This window comes from Desulfosporosinus fructosivorans (genome assembly GCF_004766045.1).
Lineage (GTDB): Bacteria > Bacillota > Desulfitobacteriia > Desulfitobacteriales > Desulfitobacteriaceae > Desulfosporosinus > Desulfosporosinus fructosivorans.
Genome location: NZ_SPQQ01000004.1, coordinates 131951 through 146112, shown reverse-complemented (window position 1 = coordinate 146112; position 14162 = coordinate 131951). Strand labels below are relative to the sequence as shown.

General features: G+C 44.9%; 13 protein-coding genes. All 13 read left to right on the top strand.

The window, feature by feature from the left end; translation table 11 throughout:
- Positions 1 to 5: 5 nt before the first annotated feature.
- The 13 genes from E4K67_RS12690 to E4K67_RS12625 all read left to right on the top strand — a co-directional run bounded on the left by E4K67_RS12690 (position 6) and on the right by E4K67_RS12625 (position 13924).
- Entirely contained in the window at positions 6 to 611 is a 606-nt protein-coding gene (locus E4K67_RS12690) for a TetR/AcrR family transcriptional regulator (RefSeq protein WP_135547252.1), read from the top strand.
- A gap of 124 nt (positions 612 to 735) precedes the next feature.
- Positions 736 to 2049 (top strand): cytochrome c biogenesis ResB family protein, encoded by a 1314-nt coding sequence (locus tag E4K67_RS12685; RefSeq protein ID WP_135547250.1) that lies wholly within the window; start codon positions 736 to 738, stop codon positions 2047 to 2049.
- 16 nt (positions 2050 to 2065) lie between these two features.
- Positions 2066 to 2917: a c-type cytochrome biogenesis protein CcsB gene (gene ccsB, locus E4K67_RS12680; RefSeq protein WP_135547248.1), complete on the top strand. Its 852-nt coding sequence runs from the start codon at positions 2066 to 2068 to the stop codon at positions 2915 to 2917.
- A 111-nt stretch (positions 2918 to 3028) separates the two neighbouring features.
- On the top strand, positions 3029 to 3667 hold the full coding sequence (locus E4K67_RS12675) for a precorrin-2 dehydrogenase/sirohydrochlorin ferrochelatase family protein (RefSeq protein WP_135547247.1): 639 nt from the start codon (positions 3029 to 3031) through the stop codon (positions 3665 to 3667).
- Positions 3643 to 4986: a glutamyl-tRNA reductase gene (hemA, locus tag E4K67_RS12670; RefSeq protein WP_135547245.1), complete on the top strand. Its 1344-nt coding sequence runs from the start codon at positions 3643 to 3645 to the stop codon at positions 4984 to 4986. The genes E4K67_RS12675 and hemA overlap by 25 nt, the downstream gene beginning before the upstream one ends.
- The gene (gene hemC, locus E4K67_RS12665; RefSeq protein ID WP_135547243.1) at positions 4983 to 5897 is read left to right on the top strand and encodes a hydroxymethylbilane synthase; all 915 of its coding nucleotides are present in this window, start codon (positions 4983 to 4985) and stop codon (positions 5895 to 5897) included. The genes hemA and hemC overlap by 4 nt, the downstream gene beginning before the upstream one ends.
- Before the next feature lie 535 nt (positions 5898 to 6432).
- Positions 6433 to 7947: a uroporphyrinogen-III C-methyltransferase gene (gene cobA / locus E4K67_RS12655; protein ID WP_135547239.1), complete on the top strand. Its 1515-nt coding sequence runs from the start codon at positions 6433 to 6435 to the stop codon at positions 7945 to 7947.
- Entirely contained in the window at positions 7944 to 9128 is a 1185-nt protein-coding gene (gene nirJ1, locus E4K67_RS12650) for a putative heme d1 biosynthesis radical SAM protein NirJ1 (RefSeq protein ID WP_135547237.1), read from the top strand. The genes cobA and nirJ1 overlap by 4 nt, the downstream gene beginning before the upstream one ends.
- A gap of 93 nt (positions 9129 to 9221) precedes the next feature.
- On the top strand, positions 9222 to 10205 hold the full coding sequence (gene hemB, locus E4K67_RS12645) for a porphobilinogen synthase (protein WP_135547235.1): 984 nt from the start codon (positions 9222 to 9224) through the stop codon (positions 10203 to 10205).
- Complete coding sequence (gene nirJ2, locus E4K67_RS12640; RefSeq protein WP_135547233.1) at positions 10202 to 11197, top strand: putative heme d1 biosynthesis radical SAM protein NirJ2; 996 nt, start codon at positions 10202 to 10204, stop codon at positions 11195 to 11197. Before hemB ends, nirJ2 begins: the two co-directional genes overlap by 4 nt.
- Before the next feature lies 1 nt (position 11198).
- A complete protein-coding gene (gene ahbB, locus E4K67_RS12635; RefSeq protein ID WP_135547231.1) occupies positions 11199 to 12230 on the top strand; it encodes a siroheme decarboxylase subunit beta in 1032 nt (343 codons plus the stop codon).
- Between the two features lie 14 nt (positions 12231 to 12244).
- Complete coding sequence (hemL, locus tag E4K67_RS12630) at positions 12245 to 13534, top strand: glutamate-1-semialdehyde 2,1-aminomutase (RefSeq protein WP_135547229.1); 1290 nt, start codon at positions 12245 to 12247, stop codon at positions 13532 to 13534.
- 96 nt (positions 13535 to 13630) lie between these two features.
- Positions 13631 to 13924 (top strand): hypothetical protein, encoded by a 294-nt coding sequence (locus tag E4K67_RS12625; RefSeq protein ID WP_135547227.1) that lies wholly within the window; start codon positions 13631 to 13633, stop codon positions 13922 to 13924.
- The last annotated feature ends 238 nt before the right edge of the window (positions 13925 to 14162 follow it).

The following is a 14162-nucleotide window of genomic DNA, read 5'->3' as shown; positions in this document are numbered from 1 at the left end:
AAAAAATGCAACAAGAAACAAGTAGGCGTGAGAGAAAAAAACTTCAGACAAAAAAGACGATAGCAGAAATAGCTTTGAAATTATTTTTCAGTAAAGGGCTGAATGAAATTACAGTCGCAGAAATAATGGAAGAAGCAGATCTGGGAACGGGTACTTTTTATAATTACTTCGAATCTAAGGAAGCTATTCTAAAATACTGCCTTGTTGAAAGAATTGACAGTGGTAACCAAACTCTTGAAGAGATACAGACATCCCCCTTAAATGCACCTGAAAAACTATCCCAGATGGTACAGGCCGTAGGAAAAACCTATGAAGAAAACCAATCACTAATAAGTTTATATATGAAATTTTACCGTAATCTCGATAAACTTGACAGGAAAGCACCTCATGGGGTTAGGTTTAAGGAGATTTTATCCAGTATCATTAGAGAAGGACAAGAAAAGAATGAGTTTAGAAGAGATATCCCACCCGAAATTATCAATGAGATGTTTTCTGAAATTCATAAATCTACAATGAGTAGCAACCTAGGACTTCCCTTTATGGATAATATCAATTATAAACTTTCCTTGCTATTAGAAGGGGTCACTACTCAGAAAGAGGGAGAAGCGTGATGGAGTTGAATCCTCGTATAGGTTACAATGTAGCTTATCCTTGTCAATCTATCAAAGTAGCATATAACGATAAACTAGTGTCAATAATACTTTAGTGGATATAAGCCGGGAGGGGTAAAGTTTAATGGTTGACAATTCGAAGGATTTGATTGAACGAATTTGGGGTTTCTTTAGTTCCATGAAGCTTGGACTAGCCTTATTAGGCGTAATTGCTTTTGTGTCTGGCATCGGAACGATTGTCCCACAGATAGAACAATCGCCCGAAAAAGCTGAGGCAGTGAGCCAACTGTGGCAAACGATGGGGTTTACACATCTTTATAGCGCAGTTTGGTTTCGTTTATTACTGGGGCTATTATGTATCAATCTTATAGTGTGTAGTACTCAAAGGTTTAGGGGTATTTATCTACGAACATTTAAGCTAACGCCGCCGTTAAATCTCGCACGGATTCCACAAAAAAATCAGCTTGTGGTTCAAGGCGAATTAGCATCATTACGAGAATCAGTTCAGGAGGTCCTAAGACAAAAAGGATTTCGTTTTAAGCTTAACGACCAGTCAGGCCATTGGAGTTTTATAGCCATAAAACGCCGCCTAGGAAACTGGGGCTCATTGATCACCCATCTTTCTTTTGTGGTATTAGTTATTGGGGCCTTATTGGGGTCCCTATTAGGCTTTAAAGGATATTTCATGGAAGGGTCTGGAACGACCATCGCTATTCGAGAAATCGAAGTTTCTAAAGGGAGAGTTTCTGAGACATTTAGTGTGCGCGTTAATTCTGCGGAGGATCGATTTTTGCCGAATGGTGAACGGGATAATTGGTATACAGATTTGAGCGTTTTAGAAAATGGTGAAGAAGTGGCGAGGAAGACCTTGTCGGTGAATCATCCGTTTAAGTATAAAGGAGTCACTTTCTATCAAGCGAGTTTTGCCAATGGTGCCCTGTTTACAGCAGAAATGAATGGACAAAAAAAACCAGTTGTCTTGCGTGATCAGAGACAAAGCTATTATCAAGCCCCAGGGACTGACCTTTATCTCGTAACAACCCTTGCGAAAAGCTTATCCCAGAATCCAGACGTTCTTTATCAGGTTTACAAAGGTACTGGAGTAAATCCGATCCAAACTGGCCAGCTCAAGACTGGAGAAACGATTGATGTGCAAGGAACCTATCGTTTAACTTATGAGGGATTAGCAGGATTTACGGGGTTACAAGTTAAGAAAGATCCTGGGGTCGCTGTTATCTGGTTAGGTTGTGGGTTGTTGCTCGGTGGGTTGTTACTAGCTTTTTACTGGCAACCTTTAGTTATCTCAGGAATTATTCAATCCGAGAACGGAAAACGAGGTACGCTAACAGTAGGTGCATTATCGGGTAAAATGCCAGATAGTACCAACAGAGCTTTAGAGCAATTTGTTAGTTCAATAAAAACAACTATGGGAAAATAGCTTAGGAGGGTACAGAATGCTGGAGAGTCTTGAAGTGGCCATGTTTTATAGTTTAGTGTTAGCAACTACTTTATGTATGCTGTTATACGTGGTTTGGTTAGTCACTAAGAATGAATTTGTTGGTCGTTTGGCGACTTATCTAACGATCATCGCCGTCATTGCGAACACGTTTGCCATTATTTTCAGAATGATGATTTCAGGGCATCCTCCGCTTACCAATGGGTACGAATTCCTCTTGACCTTTGTATGGGGAATTATGGTCGTGTATTTGTTTGCTGAGTATCGCTATAAGTTAAAGACTCTGGGTGCCTTTGTCATGCCCATTGCTTTCTTACTTTTGATGTTCATAATTATGACCATGGGACCTGAGGAACGAATTGCCCATGCGATTCCTCCAGCCCTGAAGAGTAAATGGCTCACCTTCCACGTTGCTACGGCGATTTTTTCCTACGGTGCTTTCGCTATATCGTTTGGGTTAGGTATTATGTATTTGCTTAAATTGAGTAAACAAGATAGCGGGATAAAATTGAAACCCGACAGTATTGTTGCTCGATTCCCCTCCTTAGAAACATTAGATGAGCTAGCGTACAAAAGTGTGGCTTTCGCTTTCCCACTGTTATCGCTCTGCATTATCACGGGCGCAATATGGGCAAATTATGCATGGGGTACTTATTGGTCCTGGGACCCTAAAGAAACGTGGTCTTTGATTACCTGGATTATTTATGCAGCTTATTTGCATGCTAGGTTGATGTACGGTTGGAAAGGGAAACGGGCTGCTTGGATGGCTGTATTTGGTTTTGCAGCCGTGTTATTTACTTTCTTTGGAGTTAACTACTTTTTAGTCGGACTGCATTCTTATGCTTCGTAGTTATAAGGTGAAGATGGATAGGAATTCGAATTTTCTTACACATTAGCAGGGTAAATGTTCTACTAGGGCGAAATCAAAAGGGAAGAAAAGCTGGAGAAGGTGACTTTAAATATGTCGCAGTATTATCCAATATTTATAGATTTAAATGCTCTGCCGGTTTTGGTCGTCGGTGGAGGGGGCGTAGCTTTACGCAAAGTTCAAACCCTTTTGCATCATGGAGCATTGGTGCAGATTGTCTCTCCCCAGCTCATTCCGGAGCTTAGGGAACTGGTCAATGATAAAACCTGTACTTGGGTAGAAAAAGAATATTCGCCAGAAGATATGCGGGAAATTATGCTCGTTTTTTCATGTACAGAAATAGAAGAAGTTAATGCTCAAGTGTCCCATGACGCCAAAGTTTGCTATCGGTTGGTAAATGTCGTGGATGACCCAGAGAACTGTAGCTTTATTGTCCCTTCAATTATGGAACGAGGGGATTTGAAAATTGCGGTATCCACAGGAGGGAGCAGCCCCATCGTTGCACGACAAGTTCGTGCAGAGCTGGAAACATTGTACGGCAATGAGATGGCTGATTATCTCACCTTACTTAAATCTTGGCGCACTAAAGCCAAGCGTGACTTGCCAATCGAGAAACGAACTATTTTTTGGAATCGCTTTACGGACGGAGAAGTGAGGAAACTCATTAAAGCCCAGCGATTAGCCGAGGCAGAAGGAGTGGTTGAAAAGTGTTTCCTGTCGCTATTGGATTAAATCATCGAAGCGCACCTGTAGAAATTAGAGAAAAAATGAGTTTTCATCCCTCCCAGATACAGAAGGTACTTAGAGAATTAAAAAGTTGCCCAGGACTTGAAGGAGTAGTAATTATCAGTACCTGTAATCGTACTGAGGTCTATGCTGCAACAACAGATGTAGAGATGGGAATCTGTTCCATAAAGAAGTTCCTTGCTAGTCAACATGGGCTGGGGGAAAACGTACTCGATCACTACTTGTATGTACACACCTTGTATGACTCAGTGCGCCACTTGTATCGAGTTGTCTCAGGATTGGATTCGATGGTACGGGGAGAGACTCAAATTCTAGGACAGGTCGCTAACGCTTATCAACAGGCATGTGAAGCAGAGGTCACGAACAAAGCAATAAATGTGCTTTTCCAGAATGCCTTGGCTGTAGGTAAACGCGTGCGCACGGATACTTTGATTGATCAGCACCCAGTTTCCATCAGTTATACAGCTGTAGAGCTTGCTAAACAACACTTTGGTGAACTCCAAGGCAAAGGGATTTTAATCTTGGGAGCTGGAGAAATGAGCACCCTAACTGCCAGAAACCTAGTTGCAGCAGGGGCTAACACTGTCTTGGTGTCGAATCGATCCTATGAAAAAGCTGCACTCTTGGCTCAAGAGTGTTCTGGTAGAGCAGTACGTTTTGATAATATGGACCAGTACCTTGAGGAAGTTGATATTGTTATTTCCGCAACGGCATCAACCCATTTTGTGTTAATACCAGAACGCATGCAGGCGATAATGAAGACTCGTGAGGGACGCCCTATGCTTCTGATCGATATTGCGGTTCCTCGCGATATCCACCCTGACGTAGGTAAGATACCTTTCGTAACGCTATTTGACATAGATGATTTACGTGGGGTAGTTGACCGCCATCATCAAGAACGAGAATTAGCAGCCGTCAACGCTGAAAAGATTATTGAAGATGAAATGATAAGTTTCCTTAAATGGCACAATTCCTTGTTTTCTGTTCCAACTATTCTAGCATTACAGAAAAAGGGGCAAAAAATTAAAGACTTGCAACTCGAGAGAGCGTTTGAACATTTAAATGGATTAACTCCAAAACAAGAAAAGATTATCCGTTCTATGGCAAATTCTATCGTCAATCATCTTTTACACGTGCCCATCACGAATCTTAAAGAGTATGCAGCGACAAGCCAAGGGCATCTTTATACTGAAATCTTACAGAATCTTTTTGACTTAGATGTTGAGGAAGAAGATAAGCGCCCAGCCAAAGTAGCAGGGCATCATCATGGTCAAGTGCATCACAGGAGGGCAGAAGCAGAATGAAGACCATCAGAATTGGGACTCGTGACAGCTTACTCGCAATGTGGCAAGCTGAGTGGGTGAAAAGCCAATTAACTAAATCTTATCCGCGTCTCCACTTTGAGCTGGTCCCTATGAAAACCAAAGGAGATAAAATATTAGATGTACCCCTTTCTAAGATTGGGGACAAGGGGTTATTCACGAAGGAATTAGAACAGGGACTATTGTCAGATGAGCTTGATATGGCAGTCCATAGCCTAAAGGACATGCCAACCTTGTTACCAAAGGGATTGACGATAAGCACTTTTTGTGAAAGAGAAGAGCCGAGGGATGTTTTTCTCAGCAAAAACGGAATTGCTCTCGAAGATTTACCCACTGGGGCTATCATAGGCACAAGCAGTCTGCGGCGAAAATCGCAACTCAAACACTATCGCCCGGATTTTGTATTTGTTGATTTGCGTGGCAATCTTCAAACGCGTTGGAGGAAGTTAACTGAGTCCAATATGGATGGGATTGTTTTGGCGGCTGCTGGTGTAAAACGTTTAGGATGGGGGGATCGAATCACTCAAATTTTACCCGAAAACATGATGCTTTCGGCAGTTGGTCAGGGGTCAATTGCTATTGAAATAGCTGAACAACGATCTGATATTCGAGAATTATTATCCCCTCTTAATCATATTGAGACTGAACTAGCGGTGCGTGCTGAACGTTCTTTAATGCGCAAACTTGAAGGTGGATGTCAAGTCCCCATTGGGGCCTTAGCACAAGTTGTAAATGAACAGATTACTCTGCGCGGGATGGTAGCGAGCTTAGATGGGGTTCGCTTGATCAAAGCCGAAGCTACAGGGATAGATCCTGACGCTGTGGGCATAGAGGTTGCTGAGCGGCTAGTTGAACTTGGGGCTCTAAGCATTCTTGCGGAGATACGTACTTAGCACAACGTTTATCTCGTGATGCGCGGGGAACTTCGCGCTTACAACGCGCACTTGCTTGCTCTCGCTGATCAAATTAAGACTCAAGAGCTTGCTGGTAAGAGGGCGGGGCGAAACACATGTGTTTCGGCAAATCGGACATCCGTGTCCGGTTGCCGGCGGTGTACATCCTTGTCCACCGCCCCGGTATGAAAGCACTCCTGAGTCAAGTTTGATAAGCTGCTCGATCAAAGAAGGTTCGCTTTTGTAAGTGCGAAGTTCCAGGCTTGGAAGCAAGGTCAGGAACGTAGCAAACATGCAAGTTCTGGGGACGGTTCTTGAAACTTGCATTCGCATAGCAGTCAAAGCGTCATCATGATTAGCATAGCAAAAAACGTCCCCTTGGCTTTCCAGAATTATTTGGAAGTAGGAGAACCGTCCCCGTGCTTCACGTGCTTGAATGTCTTTCTCAGCCCAGAGGGTCTGATGTCACGCGGTGATCGCATGGCAGAACAAGTGCCTCGCGACCCTTACATTGATTTGAATAGGAGTGGTCAATTTGACTAAAGGATATGTATATTTAGTGGGTGCTGGTCCTGGAGACCCTAAGTTGATAACTGTTAAAGGGTCAGAATGTATTGCCAAAGCAGATGTATTAGTCTATGATCGCTTAGCATCGCGGCGTCTTCTGACGTTAGTCCGTCCGGATTGTGAGCTTATCTATTGTGGGAAATCTCCTGATCGCCATACACTTAGACAAGAAGAAATTAACCAACTCCTTGTGGATAAAGGCTTAGAAGGTAAAATTGTGACCCGCCTTAAAGGGGGAGATCCTTTTGTCTTTGGCCGGGGAGGCGAGGAAGCAGAAGCGTTACTGGATGCAGGCATTGAATTTGAAGTTGTGCCTGGTATCACCTCCGCAATCGCTGTTCCAGCTTACGCTGGTATCCCTGTGACGCATCGAGATTTAACAACTTCGTTCGCGGTCATCACGGGTCATGAAGATCCAACCAAAAACGAAACGACTATTCACTGGGACCATCTCGCGCAATCACACGGGACGCTGGTTTTCCTCATGGGAATGGCGAACCTTCCCCTAATTGCTGAAAAACTGATGGCAAATGGTAAAAAAGCCACGACCCCAGTCGCGATTATTCAATGGGGCACTCGACCTGAACAACGCACGCTTGTGGGGCAACTCGATACTATTGCAGCAGATGTTAAAGAACGAGGCTTTACGAACCCTTCCATCATTATTGTTGGCGAAGTCGTCACGTTAAGGGAAAAACTCAAGTGGTTTGAAAAGAAGCCACTGTTTGGTCAACGGATTGTTGTAACACGCGCACGCCATCAAGCGAGCGAATTATCGCTTGCTATAGAAGCTTTGGGTGGAGAAGCCTGGGAATTTCCAATGATTGAAATTGTCCCCCCAACGGATAGCTCTTATTTAACGAAAGCAGTTAGCGACCTGAAAGGTTTTCAATGGCTAATCTTCACTAGTTCTAATGGGGTTGAAGGCTTTTTTGCTGAGCTCAAGAATCAAGAGCGGGATGTGCGAGATCTGGCAGGTATTGAAATTGTCGCCATCGGTCCTGCCACAAAAGTGGCCTTGGAGCAAAGAGGACTACGTGCTTCCTTTGTACCAGAAGAGTTCCGAGCGGAGAAGATCGTTGAAGGACTATCTGGCCGGATTTTGTCCGGACAAAGGGTCTTATTGGCAAGAGCCGAAGAGGCCAGAGATGTTTTACCAGAATCCCTAAAGGCTAGGGGCGTGGAAGTTTGGGACGTGCCAGTTTATAAGACGGTAATCGGCGGTGCTAACCGTGGAGAATTGCAACAGATGCTTCGCGAGAAGGAGATCCATACGGTTACGTTTACTAGTTCTTCAACCGTTCGAAACTTTGTAACGCTTTTAGATGGAGATGTTTCCTTATTGAAGGATGTCCGGCTCTATTCTATTGGACCAATTACTAGTGCAACTGCGCAAGAACTGGGTCTGACTATTTTCAAAGAAGCAGCTCAATACACAATTAGCGGATTGGTCGAAGCATTACTGGAGGGAAAAAAAGCATGATTAGCGTCACAAAGCTTTTATTTGATACCGAATATTTCGGAGACTCCCTGAGATATAACAAAGCGTCACACGGCGCGCGAAATGGAACTACTATAGGGTCAGGTCCTGTTGTCGTGTGGAATACGACTAAGACTTGTAACTTGAAATGTGCTCATTGTTATATGGAGTCAGATTCTCAAAAATATCAAGGGGAAATGACCACGGCGGAAGCAAAACGTTTTATCGATAACTTGGCTGAGTTTAAATCGCCAGTACTGCTTTTCTCGGGAGGCGAGCCCCTGATTCGCCCCGACTTTTTTGAACTCGCCGAGTATACCATTTCGAAAGGACTAAGGGCCACGCTTTCGACCAATGGCACATTAATTACGCCTGAAGTGGCAAGGCGCATTAAAGACATTGGGATCTCCTATGTGGGCATTTCACTTGACGGGCTTGCTGATGTCAATGACAAGTTCCGTGGTAAAGAGGGAGCCTTTAAGGCTGCAATGGAAGGAATTCAAAACTGTGTTGCCGTAGATCAACGAGTAGGACTTCGCTTTACCATTAATCACCACAATATTAAAGAACTAGATAAGATCTTCGATTTTATTGAAGCAGAAAACATTGATCGTGTTTGCTTTTACCATCTGGTCTATTCGGGCCGAGGAAACAAAATGATCGCAGAAGATGTGACTCGGGAAGAATCTCGTCAAGCGATGGATACGATTATTCGCAGAACCCGAGATTTTGAAGCGCGCGGGTTGCAAAAGGAAATCCTCACCGTGGATAATCATTGTGATGGCGTGTATATGTACATTCAAGCATTAAAAGAAGATCCAGCAAGGGCGGAGAAAATCAAGAGTCTCATCGGATTCAATGGCGGAAACCGTTCAGGGATTGCTTTCGGAGAAGTCGACCCGCAGGGAGATGTACATCCTGACCAATTCACTCAGCATATCACGTTCGGAAATGTCCGAGACCGCAAAATAGAGGAGATCTGGACTGATGTGTCTCATCCCATCATGGCAGGACTCAAAGACCGTAAAGCGTTGCTCAAAGGCCGCTGTGCAGCCTGTCAATACCTCGACATGTGTAACGGTAATTTCCGGACACGTGCCGAAGCCGTCACCGGAGATTTCTGGGAGTCCGATCCAGCATGCTATTTAACGGATGAAGAGATAGGGATAACTCCGACGAAGTAGGAACCCGGAATTTATGCAAGTTCCAAGAACCGTCCCCAAAACTTGCACAAGAACCGTCCCCCGACTTGCGCGATTAAGATAGGAGGTCATAAAATGGAACTTAAAAGGCGCCCGCGTCGGTTGCGGGCTAATGAAGCGATACGCAGAATGGTTCGAGAAAATCATATCCGTGTTGAGGACTTGATTTACCCTATGTTTGTAATGCCCGGTGAAAAAAAGAAAATCGAAATCTCCTCAATGCCTGGCGTCTATAATTTTTCCCTCGACGAGTTTATCTTAGAGCTTGGGAACGTTGTGAAGTTGGGAATCCCTGCGGTCTTATTATTTGGAATTCCAGAGAGTAAAGATAGTGCTGGGACAGGAGCTTACCATGAGCATGGGATTGTTCAGGAAGCTGTACGCTTAGCCAAAAAGAATTTCCCCAAACTCTACGTCATCACCGATGTCTGTCTCTGTGAATATACCGACCATGGGCATTGTGGATTGATTGAAAATGAACAAGTCCTGAATGATCCGACACTCAACCTACTAGCCCAGACGGCTATTTCTCATGCCCGGGCGGGTGCGGATATGGTAGCCCCCTCGGATATGATGGATGGGCGAGTCGCGGCAATCAGAGAAGGCTTAGATAAAGAAGGATTCTCTCATATCCCGATCATGGCTTATTCGGCCAAGGTAGCCTCCGGATTTTATGGCCCTTTCCGTGAAGCGGCTGGGTCTACGCCTCAGTTTGGAGATCGTAGAACTTATCAGATGGATCCGTCGAATGGCAACGAAGCTATGTTGGAAACAGCACTAGATATTGAAGAGGGCGCTGACCTAATTATCGTGAAGCCAGCTATGGCCTATGGAGATATTATTTACCGGACCAAAGAGAGATTCGGAGTGCCCGTTGTCGCGTATAACGTCAGTGGTGAGTATGCGATGGTAAAAGCGGCAGCAGCGAACGGTTGGATTGATGAGAAACGCATTGTCCTAGAGGCCTTGGTAAGCATGAAACGGGCGGGCGCAGATCTGTTAATCACCTACCATGCTCTAGACGTTGCAAATTGGATTAGAGAGGAGGGGCAAGCATGATCGTTTCTTGGAATACGACAAACGACTGTAATATGTACTGTGACCATTGTTACCGTGATGCTGGATGCAAGGCAGAAGATGAGCTCAATACCGCTCAAGCAAGGACCTTGCTCGAACAGATTGCTAAAGCAGGGTTTAAGATTATGATTTTTAGTGGGGGAGAGCCCCTAATGAGAACGGACATTGTCGAATTAGTCGCATATGCAACGTCCTTGGGACTGCGTCCGGTGCTTGGGAGTAACGGAACTCTGCTGACTTTAGAATTGGCGCGTCAACTTAAAGAAGCTGGCGCCATGGGAATAGGTATTTCCTTAGATTCTCTGGACAAGAAGAAACATGACGAATTCCGAAAATTCCCAGGTGCTTGGGATGGAGCAGTACGAGGAATGAGAAACAGTAAAGAAGTTGGTCTTGCGTTTCAAATTCACACGACCATTATGGATTGGAATTCGGATGAAGTGGAAGCAATTACGGATTTTGCAGTCGAGATGGGCGCGGTTGCTCACCATTTCTTTTTCCTAGTTCCGACGGGCCGAGCGGTTTCGATTGAGGAGGAGTCCCTCAAGGCAGAGGCCTATGAGGAAGTTCTTACTCGAATTATGAAAAAACAGCAAACAGTCAGTATAGAACTTAAGCCAACTTGTGCCCCTCAGTTTATGCGTATCGCTGAACAAATGGGGGTCAATATGCGCTTTAGCCGAGGTTGTTTGGCTGGAACAAGTTATTGTATCATTGGACCCAAGGGTCAAGTTCAGCCCTGTGCTTACTTGAATATCCCATTAGGGGATGTTCGAGAGACTCCGTTTGACGAAATTTGGCGGAATCATGAAGTGTTAAATACCTTGCGAACACTCGATTATAAGGGCGGGTGTGGCTCCTGTGGATATAAGGAAAAGTGTGGCGGTTGTCGTGCACGCGCTGCCTATTACAATGAAGGGGATTACATGGCAGAGGAACCGTGGTGCTTATATCATGGAAGGAAGGGGATTTAGGATGGATTCAATCGATCGAGCCCTGCTGAATGCCATTCAAAACCATTTTCCCATCGCCGTCCATCCCTACCAGATCCTAGGTTTGGCTGTGGGAACGACGGAGGAAGATGCTTTTAATCGGATCCAACATCTCCGACAAGAAGGGATTATTCGTCGTTTGGGTGGGGTTTTTGATTCTCGACGTTTAGGGTACTATAGTACTTTATGTGCGGCTAAGGTTACAGATGAGAAGATTCCAATCTTGGCTAAACTATTAGAAGGAATACCCGGCGTGACCCATAACTATATTCGCAACCATGCGTACAATTGCTGGTTTACGCTCATCGCCCGTTCTCAGGCTGTTGCAGAGCGCATTCTTGATTATGTCCGTGAAACATCGGGTGTTTCGGAGGTCTTCAGCCTTCCGGCTACTCAATTGTTTAAGATAAATGTCAATTTTGATCTATCAGATGATGCATCATCTGATGAAGATACGTCCCCAGAAGAAGGCATAGACACATTCGGGGACGCTGATTTGCGCGGTGCCCATAAAGGAAACAGTTCAGCATATGACTTAACCGACGAGGATATAGCCCTGATTCAAGTGCTGCAGGGTAATCTGCCGGATTCCCAGACCCCCTTCACGGTACTGGCCGAAAGTCTCCAGTGGCAAGTTGATGATGTCATCTCAATCGCAAGTCGTTTATTAGAAGCAAAGGTTATCCGTCGCTTCGGAGCAGTTCTTCGACATCAAAAGGCTGGTTTCGTGGCTAACTCTATGGGTGTTTGGCAAGTCGCTCCAGAACGGGCGGCAGAGGTTGGAGAAACTATGGCACGATTCAAGGAAGTTAGTCACTGTTACCAAAGACCAACTCTACCCGATTGGCCATACAACCTCTTTACCATGGTCCATGGACGAACTGCGGAGGATTGTAAGGATGTTATGAAGAGAATTTCCTTAGCAACCGGTGTAACAACGTATTCCATGCTTTTCAGTACAGCCGAACTAAAGAAGAGCAGTATGCAATATTTTTTAGAAGAAGAGACCTGTTAGAAGGGGGTATTTACTTGCCTTTTGTAGATGAAAAAAGCCGACTAGCCTTTGCTAGGGCCCAAAAGTTCATTCCAGGTGGCGTAAATTCGCCAGTTAGGGCCTTTAAATCAGTAGGGCGGGACCCAGTCTTTATAGAGCGGGGTGAAGGTGCCTATATCTGGGATATCGATGGTAACCGTTACCTTGACTTTGTCGGTTCCTGGGGGCCACTTATTGTTGGACATGCACACCCAGACGTGGTTGCTGTGATTAAACGAGTGGCCGAGCGAGGAACGAGTTACGGCGCGCCAACTGAAGTTGAAACAGTCTTAGCCGAAGAAGTCCTGAAGGCTTACCCTTCCATGGATATGATACGAATGGTTAACTCCGGGACGGAAGCCACAATGAGTGCTTTGCGTTTAGCACGTGGCGTCACAGGCAGGACAAAAATTATTAAGTTTGAGGGTTGCTACCATGGGCACTCTGACCAACTCCTGATTAAGGCTGGAAGCGGAGCGCTGACGTTTGGTGTTCCAACGTCCCCCGGTGTTCCGAGTCAAATCGCGGCCACTACTATTTCTGCTCGTTTTAATGATCTAGAAGGGCTACGGGAAATTTTTGCGCGCGAAGGAGAAGAGATTGCTTGCGTAATTCTCGAACCAGTCGCGGGAAATATGGGTGTGGTCTTACCTGAAGATGGATTCTTACAAGGGGTTCGCCGTTTAACAGAGGAGTACGGGGCATTACTGATCTTTGACGAAGTGATGACCGGATTTAGAGTTAGTTATGGTGGGGCACAAGCTCATTTTGGGATTGATCCAGACTTGACTTGCTTGGGGAAAGTGATTGGTGGGGGTCTTCCGGTAGGGGCGTACGGTGGAAAACGCCGTTTTATGGAACAAATTGCTCCTAGTGGTCCGATTTATCAGGCAGGGACCCTTTCCGGTAATCCGCTGGCGATGAACGCTGGGCTAACAACTTTAAAACTGTTACAACAACCAGGAACATATGAGTCATTAGCCAGTAAGACGACCCGGTTAGCCGAAGGATTAAAGCAACTCGCTCGTGAGGCAGGACTGCCGATGTGGGTTAATGCCATTGGAGCGATGTTTTGTCCATTTTTCACGGACGTTCCGGTTAAGGATTATGCAAGTGCCTGCACGTCGGACGTGGAACGGTTTGCTAAGTATCATCGAGGAATGTTAGAACGGGGCATTTATTTAGCTCCTAGCCAATATGAAGCAACTTTTTTATCAACTGCACATACAGAATCAGACATTGACCACGCGCTAGAACAGGCTCGTGAAGTACTGAGAACCCTCTAGAGCCTACACCAAGCGAAGGCACCTACAAGAAGTGGGAGTCTCATGAATGGATTAGACAAGTTTATTATTACTCTTTAAAAAGGGGTGCCATCCTGTATGGAACGCAAACGCGTTATACGAACTCTCATTACGCTATGCTTAATGGGTGCCTTAGTTCTGGTACTCTACATGTCTCAAGATCACGATTCATCCAACCCCCATTCGTCGATTCCCAGGGAAACTTGGATTAACGGTCCAAAAGGACATGGCTACGCGGTTTTAAATAACCAGCAACCATGGAAACAGTGTTATACTTGTCACGAAGAAAAAGGGCTTGGCGGAGAAGTATATTGTCAGAGTTGTCATGACCAATCAGGGGCGAAGGTAGTTATACCTAAAAAACCTTTGTAATCAACTACATAGCTCAAGCTGAACATTGTGAGACTTCAATTTAACTTTCATAAAACTGTACCTCCTTGTTAATACTAATTTAACAAGGAGGTACAGTTGTTTATGAAGGATCGTTTCTACTATGGGTTTTTCGTTGGCGGATACTATGGTAATAGTTGATCTATTTCAATTTTCAGATTAGCGCTGTCAGAAGTGACTAAGCGAAATGGTTAGCTCAAAATCACCAAATTAAACACAA

Excerpts from the sequence above, each read along its gene's own strand:
- ccsB (WP_135547248.1), top strand. The coding sequence starts at position 2,066 with ATGCTGGAGAGTCTTGAAGTGGCCATGTTTTATAGTTTAGTGTTAGCA.
- nirJ2 (WP_135547233.1), top strand. The coding sequence starts at position 10,202 with ATGATCGTTTCTTGGAATACGACAAACGACTGTAATATGTACTGTGAC.
- E4K67_RS12690 (WP_135547252.1), top strand. The coding sequence starts at position 6 with ATGCAACAAGAAACAAGTAGGCGTGAGAGAAAAAAACTTCAGACAAAA.
- E4K67_RS12675 (WP_135547247.1), top strand. The coding sequence starts at position 3,029 with ATGTCGCAGTATTATCCAATATTTATAGATTTAAATGCTCTGCCGGTT.
- hemC (WP_135547243.1), top strand. The coding sequence starts at position 4,983 with ATGAAGACCATCAGAATTGGGACTCGTGACAGCTTACTCGCAATGTGG.
- ahbB (WP_135547231.1), top strand. The coding sequence starts at position 11,199 with ATGGATTCAATCGATCGAGCCCTGCTGAATGCCATTCAAAACCATTTT.
- nirJ1 (WP_135547237.1), top strand. The coding sequence starts at position 7,944 with ATGATTAGCGTCACAAAGCTTTTATTTGATACCGAATATTTCGGAGAC.
- E4K67_RS12685 (WP_135547250.1), top strand. The coding sequence starts at position 736 with ATGGTTGACAATTCGAAGGATTTGATTGAACGAATTTGGGGTTTCTTT.
- E4K67_RS12625 (WP_135547227.1), top strand. The coding sequence starts at position 13,631 with ATGGAACGCAAACGCGTTATACGAACTCTCATTACGCTATGCTTAATG.
- hemB (WP_135547235.1), top strand. The coding sequence starts at position 9,222 with ATGGAACTTAAAAGGCGCCCGCGTCGGTTGCGGGCTAATGAAGCGATA.